The sequence below is a fragment of the Bradyrhizobium sp. ERR14 genome, from assembly GCF_014198235.1.
Classification (GTDB): domain Bacteria; phylum Pseudomonadota; class Alphaproteobacteria; order Rhizobiales; family Xanthobacteraceae; genus Bradyrhizobium.
Window position 1 is genome coordinate 92,997 of record NZ_JACIHD010000010.1, and the last position, 18,240, is coordinate 111,236.

At 61.2% G+C, this 18,240-nt stretch carries 12 protein-coding genes; 5 read left to right on the forward strand and 7 right to left on the reverse strand.

Annotation, left to right across the window (positions count from 1 at the left end; all coding sequences use genetic code 11):
- Positions 1-29: 29 nt before the first annotated feature.
- Positions 30-200, reverse strand: a complete 171-nt coding sequence (locus tag GGD62_RS25760; RefSeq protein ID WP_183710877.1) for a hypothetical protein — start codon at positions 198-200, stop codon at positions 30-32.
- Between the two features lie 260 nt (positions 201-460).
- On the opposite strand from GGD62_RS25760, the gene GGD62_RS25765 reads away from it, so the two are divergent.
- The gene (locus GGD62_RS25765; RefSeq protein WP_183710878.1) at positions 461-4,369 is read left to right on the forward strand and encodes an RHS repeat protein; all 3,909 of its coding nucleotides are present in this window, start codon (positions 461-463) and stop codon (positions 4,367-4,369) included.
- A 260-nt stretch (positions 4,370-4,629) separates the two neighbouring features.
- Positions 4,630-5,751: an acyltransferase gene (locus GGD62_RS25770; protein WP_183710879.1), complete on the forward strand. Its 1,122-nt coding sequence runs from the start codon at positions 4,630-4,632 to the stop codon at positions 5,749-5,751.
- 24 nt (positions 5,752-5,775) lie between these two features.
- On the opposite strand, the gene GGD62_RS25775 is transcribed toward GGD62_RS25770, so the two are convergent.
- Both GGD62_RS25775 and GGD62_RS25780 read right to left on the reverse strand, forming a co-directional pair.
- Positions 5,776-7,065, reverse strand: coding sequence for a polysaccharide pyruvyl transferase family protein (locus tag GGD62_RS25775; protein ID WP_246800288.1), 1,290 nt, complete (start codon positions 7,063-7,065; stop codon positions 5,776-5,778).
- A 91-nt stretch (positions 7,066-7,156) separates the two neighbouring features.
- Positions 7,157-8,614: a lipopolysaccharide biosynthesis protein gene (locus GGD62_RS25780; protein ID WP_179737043.1), complete on the reverse strand. Its 1,458-nt coding sequence runs from the start codon at positions 8,612-8,614 to the stop codon at positions 7,157-7,159.
- Positions 8,615-8,882: 268 nt separating this feature from the next.
- On the opposite strand from GGD62_RS25780, the gene GGD62_RS25785 reads away from it, so the two are divergent.
- Positions 8,883-9,980 carry a glycosyltransferase family 4 protein gene (locus GGD62_RS25785; protein WP_245283409.1) on the forward strand — a complete coding sequence of 366 codons (1,098 nt, stop codon included), beginning with the start codon at positions 8,883-8,885 and terminating at the stop codon, positions 9,978-9,980.
- Positions 9,981-10,001: 21 nt separating this feature from the next.
- On the opposite strand, the gene GGD62_RS25790 is transcribed toward GGD62_RS25785, so the two are convergent.
- The 4 genes from GGD62_RS25790 to GGD62_RS25805 are packed head-to-tail and all read right to left on the reverse strand — an operon-like array spanning position 10,002 to position 14,753.
- On the reverse strand, positions 10,002-11,093 hold the full coding sequence (locus tag GGD62_RS25790; protein WP_183710884.1) for an acyltransferase: 1,092 nt from the start codon (positions 11,091-11,093) through the stop codon (positions 10,002-10,004).
- Positions 11,090-12,196, reverse strand: a complete 1,107-nt coding sequence (locus tag GGD62_RS25795) for an acyltransferase (RefSeq protein ID WP_018323198.1) — start codon at positions 12,194-12,196, stop codon at positions 11,090-11,092. The genes GGD62_RS25790 and GGD62_RS25795 overlap by 4 nt, the downstream gene beginning before the upstream one ends.
- 9 nt (positions 12,197-12,205) lie before the next feature.
- Positions 12,206-13,543: a hypothetical protein gene (locus tag GGD62_RS25800; protein WP_092261614.1), complete on the reverse strand. Its 1,338-nt coding sequence runs from the start codon at positions 13,541-13,543 to the stop codon at positions 12,206-12,208.
- A 7-nt stretch (positions 13,544-13,550) separates the two neighbouring features.
- Positions 13,551-14,753 (reverse strand): acyltransferase, encoded by a 1,203-nt coding sequence (locus GGD62_RS25805; protein WP_183710886.1) that lies wholly within the window; start codon positions 14,751-14,753, stop codon positions 13,551-13,553.
- Positions 14,754-15,450: 697 nt separating this feature from the next.
- On the opposite strand from GGD62_RS25805, the gene GGD62_RS25810 reads away from it, so the two are divergent.
- Both GGD62_RS25810 and GGD62_RS25815 read left to right on the forward strand, forming a co-directional pair.
- On the forward strand, positions 15,451-15,945 hold the full coding sequence (locus GGD62_RS25810) for a hypothetical protein (protein WP_018323195.1): 495 nt from the start codon (positions 15,451-15,453) through the stop codon (positions 15,943-15,945).
- Between the two features lie 32 nt (positions 15,946-15,977).
- Entirely contained in the window at positions 15,978-18,209 is a 2,232-nt protein-coding gene (locus GGD62_RS25815; protein ID WP_092261617.1) for a Wzz/FepE/Etk N-terminal domain-containing protein, read from the forward strand.
- The last annotated feature ends 31 nt before the right edge of the window (positions 18,210-18,240 follow it).

Consider the following 18,240-nt stretch of genomic DNA (forward strand, 5'->3'; position numbering starts at 1 on the left):
CCACAACCATTACGAGCAAATCGATTGGTTTAACCGCCCATGGAAGCGGCATCTGCGAACTTCCCGTGCAGGAAGGCGCGAGTAGCGCGAAGGAATGAGACGAAGATGCTTTGATCCACGGCCAGCGAGAAAATGTCTTGCTGCTCCTTGCCGACCTCGCGCGCCGCGCGCGCGCCAACCGCTCTTTCAAAATCTGTCATATAAAATCCAATTCGCGCGGTCTGCGCATACATTCAGCAGTGCAAATCACGAAAATCTTGAAAGCGCCTTCCTCACGCCATGCTGCCCGGGCATCGCATGAATATTCTGCTGCAACACAGAGCAAGTCTGTTCCTGCACAAGGAACCTCGTTTCGCTCGCGATTTGTAGCTTCCATTTTTATCTGAAATTCACACTCGACAGAGAAGCTTGAACGCAATCCCTGCGAGCAATTTCGTTCGCGCTGAAACTCGAGTGTGAAATGTCCGATCAAACCATCCTATCCGCCAGCGGCTTCATCGACTCTATCGGCGTCAACACGCACGCCGGCTTCGGCTGGACCGGCTACAACAATCTCGCGCTGATGGTCGATGACCTCGAGTATCTCGGCGTCACCCATCTCCGCGACGCCATGGGGACCAGCCCGGCCGCGCAACCCGTCGTCGACGGTCTGGCCGCTGCCGGCTACAAGTTCGACTTCCTGGTGTCATCCGCGCTGCCCCAGACCGGCACAACCGGGCTGCAGAACTACATCGCCTCGCTCCAGAAGTTCGTGACGAGCCACCCGGGCAGCATTAGCGCCATCGAAGGGCTCAACGAGGCCAATCACCAGCCCTTCAGCTACAACGGCAGCTCGAGCCTTACCGCCGCAGCTCAGTTCCAGAGCGCGCTCTATCAGGCCGTGAACGCCAACGCCGCGCTCGGCAGCATCCCCGTCTACAATCTGTCACTGGCCTACAACGATCCGCAAGGCTACAGCCAGCTCGGCGACATGTCGGGCTCGGTCGACTACGCCAACGCCCACGCCTATGTCAGCACCAGCCTGACGACCGGCAGCTCGATTTCGGCAACGCTGAGCGCCGTCATGGCCGCGGCACCGGGCAAGCCTGTCGTCATCACCGAGACCGGGTACACCACGCAAGCCAACACCCAATATCTCGGCGTCAACGAGACGGTGCAGGCCAAATCGATCCTGAACACCCTGGTCGATGCCTACAAGGCCGGCGTGAGCGCGACTTATCTCTACGAGCTGTTCGACCGCGACTCTTCCGCCGGCAATACCAATCCCGAGGCCAATTTCGGACTGTTCAATTCCGACGGGACGCCGAAGCTCGCCGCCACCGCCATTCACAATTTGACGACCATTCTGGCCGACGACGGCAAGGGCGGCCTGCAGCCGACTGATCCGTTGAACTATACGTTGAGCAACATGCCAGCCACAGGCAACAGCATGGTGCTCGGCAAGAGCAACGGCGCTTACGAGCTCGTCGTTTGGGCGGAGCCGAAGCTCTGGAAGGACTCGAACGACACCGAGATTTCCAATCCGACCGAGACCGTCACCGTGAACCTCGGCGGCGTGCATCATTCAGTCAAGGTGTACGACACACTGACGGGAACCACGGCGATCGCCAGCTACACCGACGTCAGCACGATCACGATCCCGGTCAGCGATCACCCGCTGATCATCGAGATCGACGCGCCTCCGACCACCACGACTCCGCCGGACACAAGAACCACTGTCAGCGGCACCGCCGCCGAGATCGTGCCGCAACTGTCCGACCTCAGCGACTCCACGGCCCTGCAGACCATCACGCTGACCGATTCGCACGTCCTGCCGGTCGCCTCGAAGGCGACCATGGACTACATGATCGCCCACTACGGCAGCGCCCTCTCCAAGATCCAGGGCGGTTACAAGTTCTCGGTGACGAACTCGGCTGCGACCTGGAGCAGCACGAAGACCTATACTTCCAGCGGAACGCTTGTGTCGAAGTCGGACACCGGCCTGAACGCAAGCGGACAGCCGACCTCGACCACCGTCGCCTACACCGACGGTTCCAAGGACCTGATCAGCTACACCGGCGGCGTGAAGACGAAATTCGTCCATGTCGGCACCGACGCAACCAGGACCACCGACACCTACAACACGGCCGGAACCCTTCTGAGCGAAGTCGTCCAGAAGTCGGACGGCTATTACTCCACCACGCTCTACACGAGCGGCGTGAAGACGGCCGCCTACGTCAAGAATGCCGACGGCTCGCAGGACAATTACACCTACGGCATCACGGGCAAGAGCTTCACGACCCAGGTTCAGCATCTCGATGCCTCCGGAAAGGTCACCTCGGTGACCCGCAGCCATGCCGACGGCTCGCTGGACTCGACGCAGGTCTACAACGCCGACGGCAGCAGCGTGATCACCACTTACAGCGCCACCGGCGTCAAGCTGGTCGAGACCGCCTATCATGCCGATCACAGCAAGGATGTCTGGACCTACAACATCACAGGCCAGAACTACACGACCGAGCACGACGTCTACAATTCGACCGGCTTCCTCACCAGCCTGACGCGGCTGCACAGCGACGGCAGCCTCGCCTTCAAGCTTACTCAGACGACCGACGGCACCAAGACGACCGATTGGTACAATGCCGCCGGCAGCCTCACCAGCGAGGTGGTCCAGAAGGCCGACGGCTTCTCCTCGACCACGCTCTACAGCAACGGGGTCAAGACCAACGCCTATGTGAAGAATGCCGACGGCAGCCAGGACAATTATGCCTACGGCATCACCGGCCAGAGCTACACCACGCTGATCCAGCACGTTGATCCCACGGGCAAGGTCACCGCCGTGACCCGCAAGCATGCCGACGGCACGCTCGACTATACCCAGGTGATCAACAGCGACGGCAGCAGCGTCGTCACCAATTATGATGCCGCGGGAACACGAACCAAGGAAACCGACTATCACGCCGACGGCAGCAAGGACGTTTTCCTCTTCAACATCACCGGCCAGACCTACACGACCGAACACGACATCTACGACGCGACCGGCTTCCTCACCACGCTGATTCGCAAGCATGCCGACGGCAGCATGGCGTTCAAGCTGGTGCAGAGCGCCGATGGGGCCAAGACCACGGACTGGTACGACGCCAGCGGCGTGCTGACCAGCGAAGTCGTCCAGAAGCCGAGCGGTTACAGCTCGACCACGGTGTACACCAATGGCGTGAAGACCGCGGCTTACATCACCAACGCGGACATGAGTCACGACAACTACAGCTACAACATCACCGGGCAGAGCTATACCACGCAGTACCAGCACCTCGATCCATCCGGTCAGACCACCGAGGTGACCCGCTGGCATGCCGACAACTCGCTCGACTACACCCAGATCGTCAACAGCGACGGCAGCAGCGTGGTGACCAACTACGATGCATCAGGTGTCAAGAAGACGGAAACCGACTACCACGCCGACGGGTCGAAGGACGTCTTCCAGTTCAACGTCGTCGGCCAGAACTACACGAACGAGCACGACAGCTACGATTCGACCGGCTTCCTCACCAACATCGTGCGCACCCATGCCGACGACAGCCTGGCCTTCACGCTGGTGCAGAGCGCCGACGGCACCAAGACCTCCGACTGGTACGATGCCAACGGCGTCATCACCAGCGAAGTGACGACCAAGAGCGATGGTTACAGCTCCACGACCGTCTATACCGGCGGCGTGAAGAGCGCTGCCTACATCAAGAATGCCGACGGCACATCCGACAACTGGAATTACAACATCACCGGGCAGTCCTACACGACCCAGCATCAGCACCTCGATGCCTCGGGCAAGTTGGTCGAGCTCACCCGGACCCACGCCGACGGCACCCTGGACTATACCCAGGTCATCCATGACGACGGCAGCAAGCTGACCGACATTTACAACAGCTCCGGGACCAAGACCCAGGAGATCGCCAACAACGTGGACGGCTCGAAGGACGTCTTCCTGTTCAACTTCAACGGACAGACCGGTACGACGCAGCACGAGAACTACAACTCCGCCAGCGCGCTGCAATTCTTCGATCAAACCAAGGCCGACGGCACCCACAATGTCACAGCCGTCGCCGGCGGCGTGACGATCCAGGGCGGGGCCGGCAATGACGTGTTCTCGGCCGCGCCAAACTCGACCACGGTTGCCTACGATCATGGCCAGGACCAGATCCTCAACTTCCAGGCCGGTGACGGCACAACCCACGACGTGGTCCAGATCTCGAAGCTCCTGGCCGCTGACTACAGTCACCTGCAGATCACGCAATCCGGGACGAATGCGCTCATCACGTTCTCGGCCAATGATTCGATCCTGCTGAAGAACGTGTATGTCAGCAGCCTGACGAGCCACGATTTCTTGTTCGTCTGAGCAAGGCGAGCTGACGACAAGTCCGCATCAACGTTGACACGGGCCGGGACCAGCCAAGGTCCCGGCCCGCTCGTTAGGCGTCTGCCTCATCAAGAGGCAGCGTTGAGGCGATGAAGACGTTCACTTCCCCGGCAAGATGTTTCGAGGAACTCGAGGCCGACCGATCCGCGATCACGCCACCTTCCCCGCTCCATCCAGCGAACTTGCGTCACAATTGGTCTCTAGAAGCGAGACGAACCGCGCAAGGACTCCGAGGCCCGATGGAAGCCAGTGAAGCAAGACGTTTTGTCGTTCTCGACTTCTACCGCTTCGTCGCTGCGCTCGGGGTCTTCATCTTCCACCTGAAGCTGATCGACACGGGCATTTCGCCGGCCTGGAACGGGTCCTACGGCCTGTTCGTGGACATGTTCTTCATCCTGTCCGGCTTCGTGATCTCCTATTCCTACCCGTCCGACGCCCGTGGCGTGGCGGCCTATTCCCGGTTCATGATCCGTCGCATCGCGCGGATCTATCCGCTACATCTGCTGAGCTTGCTCATCTTCGTGGTGCTCATCGGCGTCGGCCTGGAGCGCACGGCCCGCTCGACCTCGCTGGACTTCCTGTACAATCTTCTGCTGCTCCAGGCCTGGGGCGTCACCGACCATCTCAGCTTCAACTCGCCGTCCTGGTCGATCAGCGCGGAGTTCTTCTGCTATCTGATCTTTCCGCTGCTGATGCTGCTTGCACGCAAGGTGCAACCGTTCGTGCTCGGCGCGATCGTGGCCGCGCTCTATCTGGTGCTTGCCCACGGCCATTTACCGATCTGGCAGGAACGGTCGCAGATGTATGGCGCCAATTTCGACTACGGGATGCTCCGCGCGCTGCCGAGCTTTTTGAACGGTATCCTGCTCGCCATTCTATTCCGGATGTCGCATCCCTACCGGCACAAGCGGATGATCTTCGCCGGCATCGGCATGTTCGGCCTCTCCGTGCTCGTCCTCAACGTCTTCGCCAAGCCGGACCTCGCCATCCTGCTGTTCTCATGCGCCATCCTGCTCACAGCGGTCGGCGAGAGCGCCTTCAAGGAGTTTCCGGGCGCCCGCCTGCTCGGACGGCTCGGCAACACCTCATATGCGATCTACATGCTGCACGATGCCATTCTCATTGCCGTGTTCAAGCCGCTGTGGATTTGGCTCGGACTGCGTCCTGATCAGTTCGGCCTGTTCGCTCTGGCGTGCTGCGCGGTCCTGACCATCGCCGCGGACCGCACCTACGCCTACTTCGAAAATCCGGCGCGGCGCTTCATCAACCGCTGGGCCGACATTGGTGCCAAGTCCTCGCGCAAGCCGGCCGCAGCCGACACCTCCGTGCGCTTTGACAAGACCGAGCGGGCGGTCAACTGACGCCTGCCGGCGACGTGAGGGCGTTCAGGCGACCTTGCCGCCGGCCTGCTGCACCGTCCGCATCGCGCTGTCGCCCAGCAACGGTGCGATGTTGGCGCGGGATAGCTCCATGACATCCGGCAGCATCTGTCGTACCTTCTCACCGACGGCTTCGTGTGCGCCAAGGAACTGCAGCACAAACTTCTCAAAGCTGTCGTCGACCAGGAACTGGGCCGGCGACAGCAACAACGATTCGCTGACGCCAAAGTGCGCGAACAGACCCTGGAACTTGTCCTGATAGGTAATCGCCGCGACGGGCGTTCCCTGCCCCAGCGCCGCGATCGCGAGATGCATGCGGCCGGTAATCACACCGTCGACCAGACCGACAACGGCCTTGATCTCGCCCGCCGACAGCGCCTGATCGACATGATGCACGTGATCGCCGAGCGTGGGCTTCAGGCGGTCAGCCAGCGGCCGAAGGCAATTGTCGTCGGCGATCTCGGGGCGGTAGTCATGAGCGAGCAACAACCAGCTCGCATTGTGCTCGCGAGACAGCCGCTCCATGGCGCCCGCCGCGAGCTCTATCATTTGCCGCAGCTTGGCCTGCTCCGGCTTCCTGAACAACATCGGATGAATGTTGAAGACAAAGACCTTGCGACCCTGCTCGCGTTGTCGCGCGATCGTCGCCGCGATCTGCCTCACCGCCGCCGTATCCGCCCGCGGCGTCAGCATGAACGCCGCGTCGGCGACCAAATGGGCACGTTTCCGCGCGAAATCGTCGAAACGCTGAAGAGATATTGTATCGCGCAGATTCAGCACCACGCCCGGGTCCAGCAGCCGGAACACCTCGCGTAACGCCTTCGCCGGGCGGGAGTTGAAACTGAAGCCGAGCACGCTGACCTTGGCGCCGAACGCAGCCATCAGATCGGCCACGAGCAGCATGCGCGCGGCATCCACCGGCGAATAGTAGCCATCGAGCACGTCGGCGCCCAGAACCAGCCCGAAATCCGGCCTGGTGAGCGACAGCTCCTGCGCGACCGTCTCGTATGAGAACGGCTGTCTCCAGAGTTCGAGCGGCTTGAAGCCCATCGCGCGCACGTCCGCGCTGGCCGTTGGCGTCGCGGTGACAATGTAGACCTCGAGGTTCGGATAGGTCCGCTTCACCTCCCCGGTGGCCGCTTCGATCATCGCCTCATCGCCGCGCGATTGACGAACGCTCCAGGGATCGGAGGGGAGCACGACGAGCCGGCGCGGAGTGTTGCGCGGCGCGGCGTTGACGCCGACGTCCCTCCGGGCGATCTGCCATCTGCGCAGCTCGAGCAGGTCGAGCGCCAACGGCGTATTCTTCGCGCTGTTGAGCCAGCCTCGGAGTTGCCTGCGTACGGGCACCGGGATCAGTTGCTTCACGACATCCTCCTCGTCTTCATCAAGCGGTCGCACCGCGCTTCACGACGAAATCAATCAGGGAAAGGAGCTGCTTCCGCCAGAACAGCAGAATGCCCGTCAGATAAGTCGCGCCAAAACAGGACGACAGCAGTCCAATCCGCAAATAGGGATTCATGCCCGGCGTCGCCTCCCGGCACAGCACGACTGCGCCGTAGGCCAGAGCGATGGCGCAAAGGCATCCCGCTATGGGGCGCAGAAACTGGCTCCAGCTCAAGCCGAGCAGCCGGAGCGCCAGTGCAAACGTGACGGGGGTCACCACGAGCTGCGAGAACGCGAAGATCGTGGCCAGTTGACCAATGTCGCGCGAGGGAAGCAGGAACATTGCCGGCACGACCGTACAGAATTTGAGGATGTTGAGCAGAAAGACGTAGTTCGGCTTGCCTAGAGCACCAAAATAGGCGCTGTTGACGAACTGCACCGTCTGGACCGCGCCAATCAGCATCAGCGGCCGCATCACCGCCTCGCTGCCACCCCACTTCGCACCGAACAGCAGCAGCGAGAACTCCGGCGCGATCGCCGCGAGGAGCACGAAGACCGGAGATCCGATCAGTGCGCCGAGACTGACGCTGCGCAGATATGCACCTGCGATGCGGTCCCGCTCGTGCGCGATTTTGGACAAGGCGCTCAGCGCCACGTCCATGACCGCCTGCGTGAGCAACTGCATCAGGATGATGTAGACCCTCGCCCCGACCGTATAGATGCCAAGCGCGGCGACGCCATAGAGCGACAGGATGATCATGTCGATCGTCCGAACGATGGCGAAGTCCAGCAGCCTGTTCAGCATGACGTGGATGCTGTAGCCGGAGAGCTCGCGAAAGCTCTTCAGATCGTAGCCGCGCATCGGCAACCATCGCGGCTGGCTCCAGAGCCACAAGCCGCTGATCGCACTCTGAACGACCACCTGGATCACGAGGCTGAGGGCGCCGAACCCTGCATAGGCACAGGCGATCCCCACGACGCCGGAGATGGCTGTCGCCACCATGGTCCTGACCGCGAGCACCCGAAAATCCATCTGGCGCTTGTAGAGCGCCTCCTGGAACAGCGTCGCGGTGCCGATCGGAAGCGAGAGACTGGCGGCCGTCAGCAGCGGCGCCAGCCCCTTCACGTCGAACCAATGCTCGATATGTGTCGCGAGCAATGCGATCAGAACGGCCAGGAGCGCTGAGGCTGCAAACGAGCAGAAGAACGGCAGCGTCACATCGGCAGGCTCGAGCGTCCGCCGCTGGATCAACGCATCACCGAAGCCGAATTCCGCGATGGAGCTCAAAAGCAGCAGGATAAAGGCGACCAGCGCCGCAAGACCGAAATCGGCGGGATCGAGCAGCCGTGCCAGCACCAGGAACAGCACGAACGACAATGCGCGGCCGCCCCAATTCTGCGCGAGCGACCAGAACAGCGCCACCACGACCTGATGTTGCCTGCCTCGAGTGACGTTCATCAACAATTCGACCCAATTCCGATCCAGACGACGCGGCAATGATGATGACACGCCACCGCTTGTCGCCGCTCTCAACGGCGACTGATTGCTCGCTACAATACGACGGAGTGATGGCAATCAGATGAGCGCCATCACGATTCCGATTTAGAGTGGAAGTGAGTTCAAATCGTGGACTACACTCCAATCGCTCTCTGCGATGTGATGCAAAATGGATGCCTTGATGAATTCGCCGGCCCCGCGTTCTTTTCCCAATTCCAGGCGCTTGCGTGTGGCGATCTACGCCCCGCATTTTGCGGAATATTCCTACCGGCTCGCTTCGGGATTGGCTCACCATTGCGACGTCAGGCTCGTGCTCAACCGCAAGGACGCCAACCAGCAATGGGAACTTGCCGACATCGCCGTGGCGGCTCCCTTCGAAACCCGGATTCGCGATTTGAGCCTGCGCCGCGGCGGCGTGATCGGTATCCCGGCTTCTTTTCTCGACATAATTTCGTTTCGTCCGGACGTCGTTCATTGTCACGAAGTTCCGGAGATCTATACGTCCAAGCTGATCCAGTTCCTTCGTCCGCTCGGCATTCCCCTGGTGCTGACCGTTCACGATGCTATCCCGCATTCGGAAGGCGGCTCCGGCACCTCGCCACGTGAAGACGGTTGGCGCGGGCACATGCGCGCCGCCGCGTCGATCGTCACGACGCATGGCGAGAGCTGTATTGCCGATTTTCGTCGCGCCTCGCCCGACTTCAAGGGCGGAACGGTCTCCAGCATGCACGGCGTGCTCATGGTTCCACCGGCCCGAGATGCGGTCACCGCGCCCGAAGCCGCACGCATCCTGTTTTTTGGACGAATGTGGGCCTATAAGGGCCTCGATGTCTTCATCGACGCGATCGACATGTTGGCCCGGCGCGGTGTGGCGCATGAGGCGATCGTCGCCGGGCGCGGTCCCGAGATGACACGGCTCGGCGCGCGGATGGAAGCGATGCCGACGGTCAAGACCATCAACGCTTACATTTCGCCTGCGGACACCGGACAGCTGTTTCAATCCGCCACCGTGGTCGCCTTGCCCTACAAGGATGCAACACAGAGCGGCGTGCTTGCCTCTGCTTACGGCAATGCTCGTCCCGTCGTTGCCAGCGCCACCGGCGGCATTCCCGATGTCGTCACCGACGGAGTCAACGGGCTGCTGGTTCCTCCCGGGGATGCCACTGCATTGGCCGATGCACTCGAACGCGTGCTGACCTCCAAGCCACTCGCCGCGACATTGACCGATGGCGCACGGCAGACCGCGGCCGGCATTTTGAACTGGGACCACATCGCCGAACAGCTGCTGGGGTCCTATCACAAGCTCGCCGGCCGTACCGTGAGCTGACCGCGACGGGCACGCGGCCGCTCAAACCGATTGCCCGACCTTCAGCGGTCGAAAGAACGTGCCGCGGATCGCGCCGTCCAGCAGGCGCCTGAGCCTGACCTCGATCAGCTCATAACTGATCGCGCTTGCGACCAATGACATCACCAGCCCGAGCACGATGAAGGCGGCCCACAGCAGCCAGCGGTCGACGCCGGCGGCGACCAGCTTCAGGCCGATCACCTGCAACGGAAAGAGCACAAAGGGATGCACGAGATAGAGGCTGTAGCTGATTTTGCCGACATATTGCAGGGCCGGGGCACTCAGAGCCCTGCCAAGGCCCAATTCCGGGGCAAGCACCATGCCGAACAGCAGGAATCCGGGAAGGAGCCCCACGAACGGGTGAAACAGCACGAGGCTCGCATACAGCGCGGCTCCGCAGGCGAGGCCCGCGAGCAGGCCGACCCGTCCGGGAATGGAGATGCGAAACCCGGTGGCGCTGAACAGCATGCCGATGCAGAAGAACGCCGTGATCGGCCAGTGCATCAGGCAGGCCAGACCCAGCAGGATCAGGGGCGCCGCCAGCAGCTTGCCCCCGCCGCGCCACATCGAGAATGTCAGCGCAAACCAGATGTAGAACGCCCACTCATAGGTCAGTGTCCAGGCATTCTGCTGGGCAATGGGCAAGCCAAGCGCGTCCTGCACGAAGAACAGATTGGCCGCGAAAATCCCGAGATAGCTCGTCAGATCGATCCCACGGAAGAACTTGTAGCCGACGATCGGACCTATCGCGAACAGCGCAAGATGCAGGACGACGAACACCGGCATGATGCGCAGGACGCGATCGAAGAAGAACCGCGGCAGCGAGCCGTGCCGCACCAGGCTCGCCGGAATCAGGAAGCCGCTGATCATGAAGAACAGCTCGACGCCATGCCCGCCGACATTGATCACCGATTGCAGCCAGAGCCAGAGCGGCGGCAGGAAGCCGGGATCCGGGATGTCGTACATGCCTCCCTTCGGCATGTCGTAGAAATGATCCATCAGCACGCTCAGCGCCGCAATTCCCCGAAGCCCCTGGACCGAGGGAACGAACGATCCGTCGTAGGCGGCGCCCGGCTGGTGCAGTGCGCCACTCACTCTGCAGCACCCTGAGTACTGAGGGCGGGCTCGAGAACGACCTTCTTTCTCCGTGCCGAACGGAACCTTTGTCCGAAGGCGATGCTGGGCTTCTCAACGAATGTAAACGTCATCCAGCTGACAAGGATCGACAACGCCAGGATCAGGGTCATGAAGATCGACCATCCGAGCGGCCCGTCGCCGAACCAGACGAGGCGATGGATGAAGACGAGCACGAACGGCGACATCAGGTAGACCGAATAGCTGATCACGCCGACGAACGCCATCGGCCGCCACGCCATTCTCTCACCGAACACGGCAAAGCCAATGAAGACGATCGCCGCGCAGACATAGGCCGATGCGATCGAATAGCTGTAGAAGAAATTCTCGTGGTAGACGCCTCCGAACCGCCGGTCGGCCAGGGTGATGGCGAAGATCGCATACAGGAGCGTGCAGACCGCCACGTGGGACCATCGCAGCTTTCCGCCGATGACGGTGTCGCGGATGATCTTGCCCAGGAACATCGCCGACAGATTCAGCCCGACCTCCATCACCGAGGAAACCGCCCTGTTCTCCACCAGGAGCGCGGCGGTGGTTCCGACCAGCGCGGCCGCAACGACGATCGTCACCGCCGTGAAGCGCCGGTTCAGCAGCCCCATCGCAAACAGAATGGTGCATCCGACATAGAACAACAGCTCGATCGCCAGCGTCCAATAGAACACCCAGAGATTCGGGACGTTCACGAAGGTCTGCAACATCGTCACGTTCGCGGCGATCTGTCCGAGCGGATAGATCTTCGAATCCAGCAGCTGCATCGTCACGAGCCCGACCACGAGCGAGGTCCAGTAGGCCGGGTAGAGCCGGAAGAAGCGGCTGATCGAAAAATCCCGCACGGGCGTGGCGCTGTCCGGGAAGCTGAACGGAATGACGAAGCCGCTGACGAAGAAGAACAGCACCACGCCGAACCGGCCAAAGTTCATGTAGTAGCCGAACAAATCGTGGATGGGCCAGTAATAGGCGCCCGTCGGGTGCTTCTCGACGATCACCTCGAACACATGCTGGACCAGAACCGACAACACGGCAATGCCGCGTAGCGTGTCGATGAATGCGAGCCGTTTATGCATTATTCGTTCTCACCTGCTTCCGCTCGCCGCCGGCACGTCCGGGCGGAAGCCTTCCAATGACGGCATCGGCGGCCGCATGACAATCGGCACGGCGTCGCCCGCCCGTGCGGAGGCCGCGCGGCGCGAAAACACGTCGCTGAAGCTCAATGCGATGATCAGGAGGCCGGACGCCGGGCCGTAATTCAACACCGTGATCGTGAACAGGTTGACGACGAAGATCAGCGTCAGCTTGTACACGTCGGTCGCGCCGAATGTCGCCCTGAATACCATCACCATGAACGCGACGAACGGCAGACCGAACATCAGGTAGGTCCCGATGTAGAAATTGTCGACGGGCACCCAGAAGTGCGCGAGCGGCGAGAACAGCTTCTGCGGATAGTTGAAGCAGCCCGCGCCGCAGCCCGTCACCAGACCGATCGGCATGAGCTGGTTCATGTAGACGAACGGCAACTGCCAGCTGTTGTTGATGCGATCGACGATGCTGAACAGGGTCGAGTGCGGGACGGCGGCGGTGCCGGAAGCGATCACGATCATGAAGAACGGAACGAAGATCGCGGCAAAGGACCATTGCGCAATGCCCCTGATTGCGGGAAAGCGCGACTTCTCCGGCAGCATGCGCACGAACACGAGCAGGAGCAGATAGAGCACGAGGACGATCATCGTCGTCTTGCTCGTGGTCAGCTTGATGACATAGACCGCGAGCGAGCCGAACAGAAGGCACCACGTCGTGCTCTTGCGAATCGAGGTGATCGCGAACGACACGAGAATGAAGAAGGCGGCCATGGTGTTGTCGGCCGCAAAACCCATGAGGCGCTGGTCGTCGCCGCCATAGGCCCACCACAGCCGGCCCGCCTCTCGAACTGCGCCGAAGGACTCGTATTTATACCCGACCCAGGGCATGAGATAGAATTTGGTCAGCAGCACCCCGATGACCGAGAGGTAGAAGGTCACGGCGATGACCGACAGCAGCTTCTTGTACGAGCCGAGGCTCGAATCACAGAAGCAGAAGCCGACGAACACCGGCAGCATCATCTTGAAGGACGAGATCGCTGCGTTTGCCGTTCCCATCATGAAATAGCCAAGCACAAGCGACAGCATGATCTGGACCAACACCAACAGGGCCAGGGTGCTGCGATTGCGCAAGATGCAATGCACGATGAACTGGATCAGACACGCAAGCGCGACCGCATCGGGCAGATACCAGAGCGCATCCATGTGATAGATGCTGGTATAATAGCGGATCACGCCGCCAAAGGCGTCGCGGACCAGATAGACCCCGAGCGCGATCGCCTCGATGCTGAGGCTGATCAGGATCAGACGCGGCCGTTGCATTGCGAGGATGCTCATGCCCGACTCAGTTCGTCAGCCGCGCCGACGGCGCGGGGGATGGCGCGAAATCCCGACGGCTTCCCAGCACATTTCGCATGAGCTTGCCGCCGGGAATTTCGATGTAGAGATAAGTGAAGTGCGAGACCGCTAGCACGGCGGCCAGCGAGACGACGAGATTCAGCGTCGCCGGCAGGCCTGCCCAGACCGAATCCAGGGCGGCGATCCGCCCCGCCCCCACTGCCCGCACGAAATATTCAGCGAGCAGCACCACGAGCGCGTGCACCATGTAGATGGAGTAGGAACGTTTCCCGAGCCAGACCAGCGGCCCCGCCACCAGCATCCGCGGAACCAGCAGCGCATCTGGAAAGGCCAGCAAGCTGCCGAGGAAGATCGCGAACGTCACCGGCGCGAGGAAGGTTGCCGCGGGATTGGTCTCCGCCAGGGACACCAGAACGATGCTGGCGATCATGGCGGCGAACTGCAGTAGGCCCTGCGCGGCAGGGCCCGGCTTGGCCGGCAGGCGATCGACGATCCTGACCGTCAGCACGCCGAGAAAGAAGCTCACGAAGCAGCGCAGGATGCCGAAGTCGGTCTGAAGCCCAAGGCTCCTCTTGTCGAGCACGAAAATGATGACGACCAGACTTCCCACCGCGAGCAGCCCGCAGAGAACGTAGAACCACAACAGGGAACGCATGCGCTGGGCCAGCAGCACGATCAGGCCAAATACCAGATATGTGTAGAACTCGACGCTGATGCTCCAGCTCGGCGCATTCCAGCTGAGATAGTCGATGAATCCCATCGAATGCAGCAGCAGGACGTTGAGACCGAAGGAATAGACATTGTTCACTTCGAACGCCGCCGGCGCGGCCACCACGACACCGGCCATGACCAGACCGATCCGCAGGAGGCGAAACAGAAGATTTGCCATCAGCATGACGATGTGCAGCGGATAGACCCGCGCCAGGCGCCGCACCATGAACTCGCGCAGCGAGAAGCGCCCGAAGTCGCTCTCGACGTAGCTGAGCGACATGACGATCCCGCTGAGAACGAAGAACAAGTCGACCAGCAGCCAGGAGCTTCTGAAGAACGAGCAATTGATCCACGCATTGTGCGGGAACGCCGCGAGGAAGGTCGGCATCAGCAGGAGATGGTGAATCACCACCGACGTCGCGGCGATCCCCCGAATGCTATCGAGCGGCAGGACATGCGCCTTCTCACGATGAACCATCTCCGTCACATCAACATTCCGTAGCTATTGCACCGCAGCAGTGTGTATCAGGTCTTGCGCGTGTTCAATCTCTGCGATCGCGGACTCGCATTCGACGCATGAGGGTCGACGATAATTTCAACGCTCGCAGATCATTCGGACATGCGAGCGCCAAGATCACGCCACTTTTTGCCTGGGATCGACATGCGTCGGCGCGCAAATCAATTCGGCCGTGATGATTGCGAGTATTTGCGCGCAAAGTGTGCGCGAAATTCGGCGCTGTTGCGATCAAGCCGACCACGAAGACGTCGATCTCTTCGCATGCAGGATGCCGCACATATCGGACTGATAATTTTTCGCAAGCGGGGAACAATGAGTCGCGTGACGACTTGTGTCGGTTTTGCGACGCATGCTCGCGACACTTCGACGTTCAGCGCCTCTTATGTTTTCAGTTTGCAACATTCCTAGGCGCCAGCGTGCCGATCTCGCAGGCATTGCATATCTTCATTTTGCAACCGACCGGGAAACAGACAATGCACGCGTTGTCTCGCCGAGTACTCGCAGCTTTTGCATCGCACAAAAATTGACACAGTTGCATGCCAGGTTTCGCGTGTTCTCCTATTGCAACAGGGAGCAAGGGACACGGATGGGTTGCGGACTAACACGTCGTCTTGCGAGATCGCGATGGCTACCGATCATCTTGGCAGGTTCTGTCTTGATGGTGTCGAGCATCGATGCTTGCCGCGCCCAGTGCGTCGAATTTACGGATCGTGCCTCGCAGCTCCAACTCGACACGTTCGTAAAATCGCCCTCCTCGCTTCTGGAGCAGCTGCGCAATGACAAGGAGAAGCTGAGATATCGGCTCGCCACATTTATCGCCACGAACCCGTCGGTGTTGCCGTCCGTGCAGACCCTCATCTCGGCGTCGACTTCAACCGACCGTTCAGCCATTGGCGCCGCGTTGAGGATCGCCGAAGGGCGGTGCACGTCGACGAAGCCAGACGCTGCGCGCAAGATCAGGGATTTCACGCAGCGGATCGGCGATCTCAACGTGCAAGCAGGTTATTCCGCCGCCGGAGAGGACGCCTCCGGCGCCCAGGCCCAATCGCAAGACAAGGGCCGTGCGCAACCGCCCCGAGGCGGGGCGCTGCTCGACGGCGAGTGGAAGACCAAGCTGGCCAACCCGTTCAAACCCGTCCCCCTTCCGAATTGATCAGCGATCGTCAAAAGGCAGCGAATTAACAGATGTATCAGCCTAGAGAACATTTCCCGTCGGGCCACAGATTCGGCATCGAATTCGGCGGAGCGGTCCTGAGCTTCGAACGCGTGGCCGATGTCCTGCGCCGGCAATGGCCGATCATCGCGGTGTGCACCGGCGCTTCGCTGGCGCTGGTGATCGTCTATCTGATCATGGCGCAACCCATGTACACGGCGAATGCCCGCATCATGATGGATACCCGTCAGGCGCAGGTGCTGGACAAGGACAGCAACGCCAACAGCGCCCTCATCGATACCGGATACGTCGATAGCCAGGTCGAGGTCATCAACTCGGACGACCTGATCCTCTCGGTGGTCCGCCGCCTGAAGCTGACGGACGATCCGGAGTTCAACGGCTCCAATCCGGGTTTGCTCTCCATCGTCCTCGGCAAGTTCATGGCGTTGTTCAGCTCCGGAGAACCGGCGTCGCAGGAACGACTCGAGCACGCCGTGGTCGAGCAGGTTCAGAAGAACCTGAGGACGGAACGCGTCCTGACGACCTATGTCTTGTCGCTGAACTATCGCTCGCGAAGCCCTGACAAGGCCGCCAAGATCGTCAACGCCATCGCCAGCGCCTACCTTGTCGGCGCCCTGGAAGCCAAATATCAGTCCACCAAGCGGGCGACCGAATGGCTTCAGCAGCGCAGCATCGAGCTGAGCGAGCAGGCAACGGCCAGCGACCGCGCCGTGCAGACCTTCAAGGCCGAAAACAACATCGTCGGAACCAGCCGCGGCCTGATGTCCGAACAGCAATTGTCGGACCTCAACACCCAGCTGGTTCAAGCGCGGGCGTCGACGGCCGAAGCCAAGGCCCGGCTCGACCGGATCACCGCGATTTCGGACCAGGACGTCGCACAATCGACGGTGACCGATGCTCTCAACAACTCGGTCATCACCCGCCTGCGCGCGCAATATCTGGACCTCCAGGCCCAGTATGCCGACTGGTCGAGGCGCTATGGCAAGCAACATCTTGCTGCGGTCAATCTGGCCAACAAGATGGAGGAGCTGCGCAAGAACATCGCCGATGAGTTGCATCGGATCGGCGACGCCTATCGCAGCGACTATGAAATCGCAAAGAGCCGAGAAGCCTCGCTCGAGAAGAACGTAAAGGAACTCGTCGCCCAGGCCGGCGATACCGGCCAGGCTGCGGTCAAGCTGCGCGATCTCGAAAGCGCCGCCGACACCTACCGCAACCTCTACAACAACTTCCTCGAGAAGCTGCAGAGCGCGACGCAAAATCAGAGCTTTCCGCTCAGCGAGGCGCGCCTCATCAGCACCGCCACCAAGCCGGATCGCAAGAGCTCGCCGCGCACGGTCCTGGCGCTGGTGGGAGGCCTGGTGGGCGGCCTGTGCCTCGGCTTCGGCGCCGCTTTCGCCCGCGAGCTGCTCAGCGACGTGTTGCGGACCCCCGGCGAGGTCGAGGACGAGCTCGGCGTGAAGTGCCTCGGGGTCCTGCCGGACATTCGTCCGCCGACGAAGACCGGCGCGTTGCTTTCGACGTCCGCGAAGACAGGTCCACCCGATCTGTCCCGCTACGTCGTCGATCATCCATTCTCGCGCTTTGCCGAGACGTTGCGCAACATCAAGGTATCGATCGACGTTGCGCGCCTGACCCGCGAGATCAAGGTGATTGGCATCGTGTCGTCCCTTCCCAAGGAAGGAAAGACGACGGTGGCGGCCAACTTCGCCCAGTTGATCGCCCTCACCGGACATCGCACGGTGCTGATCGACGGCGATCTGCACACGCGCTCGCTCACGCGAGAGCTCGCGCCGAACGCCAAGAGCGGACTGGTAGAGGCGCTCAGCGATCCGGCCAGCCTCGGCTACCATGTGCAGCGAAGCAAGGAGACGGGCCTGGATTTCCTGCCGTCCGTCGTGGCCTCCCGCATGGTCAATTCGGCCGATGTCATTGGATCGAAGGCGATGGCCGATCTGCTCAAGGTGCTGAAGGAGCACTATGAGTACATCGTGATCGATCTTGCCCCGGTGATGCCGGTGGCGGATTCAAAGGCCGTCAGCTTCCTGATCGATGCCATGGTCTATGTGATCGAGTGGGGGCAGACGACGCGAAGCGCTCTTCAGGAGTCGGTCTCCGGGTCGGAAGTCCTGCAGAAGAAGTTGCTCGGCGCCGTGCTCAACCGCGCCAACCCGAAGATGCTCAAGCGCATCGAGGCGTACAAGGGCAAGCACCACAACAGCTATTACGTCGAGCATGCCTAAAAGGCAGAGGCGCGGCGCCGCGCCCAGCCGA

Excerpts from the sequence above, each read along its gene's own strand:
- GGD62_RS25770 (WP_183710879.1), top strand. The coding sequence starts at position 4,630 with ATGGAAGCCAGTGAAGCAAGACGTTTTGTCGTTCTCGACTTCTACCGC.
- GGD62_RS25815 (WP_092261617.1), top strand. The coding sequence starts at position 15,978 with ATGTATCAGCCTAGAGAACATTTCCCGTCGGGCCACAGATTCGGCATC.
- GGD62_RS25780 (WP_179737043.1), bottom strand. The coding sequence starts at position 8,614 with ATGAACGTCACTCGAGGCAGGCAACATCAGGTCGTGGTGGCGCTGTTC.
- GGD62_RS25805 (WP_183710886.1), bottom strand. The coding sequence starts at position 14,753 with ATGGTTCATCGTGAGAAGGCGCATGTCCTGCCGCTCGATAGCATTCGG.
- GGD62_RS25760 (WP_183710877.1), bottom strand. The coding sequence starts at position 200 with ATGACAGATTTTGAAAGAGCGGTTGGCGCGCGCGCGGCGCGCGAGGTC.
- GGD62_RS25800 (WP_092261614.1), bottom strand. The coding sequence starts at position 13,543 with ATGAGCATCCTCGCAATGCAACGGCCGCGTCTGATCCTGATCAGCCTC.
- GGD62_RS25765 (WP_183710878.1), top strand. The coding sequence starts at position 461 with ATGTCCGATCAAACCATCCTATCCGCCAGCGGCTTCATCGACTCTATC.
- GGD62_RS25810 (WP_018323195.1), top strand. The coding sequence starts at position 15,451 with ATGGTGTCGAGCATCGATGCTTGCCGCGCCCAGTGCGTCGAATTTACG.
- GGD62_RS25795 (WP_018323198.1), bottom strand. The coding sequence starts at position 12,196 with ATGCATAAACGGCTCGCATTCATCGACACGCTACGCGGCATTGCCGTG.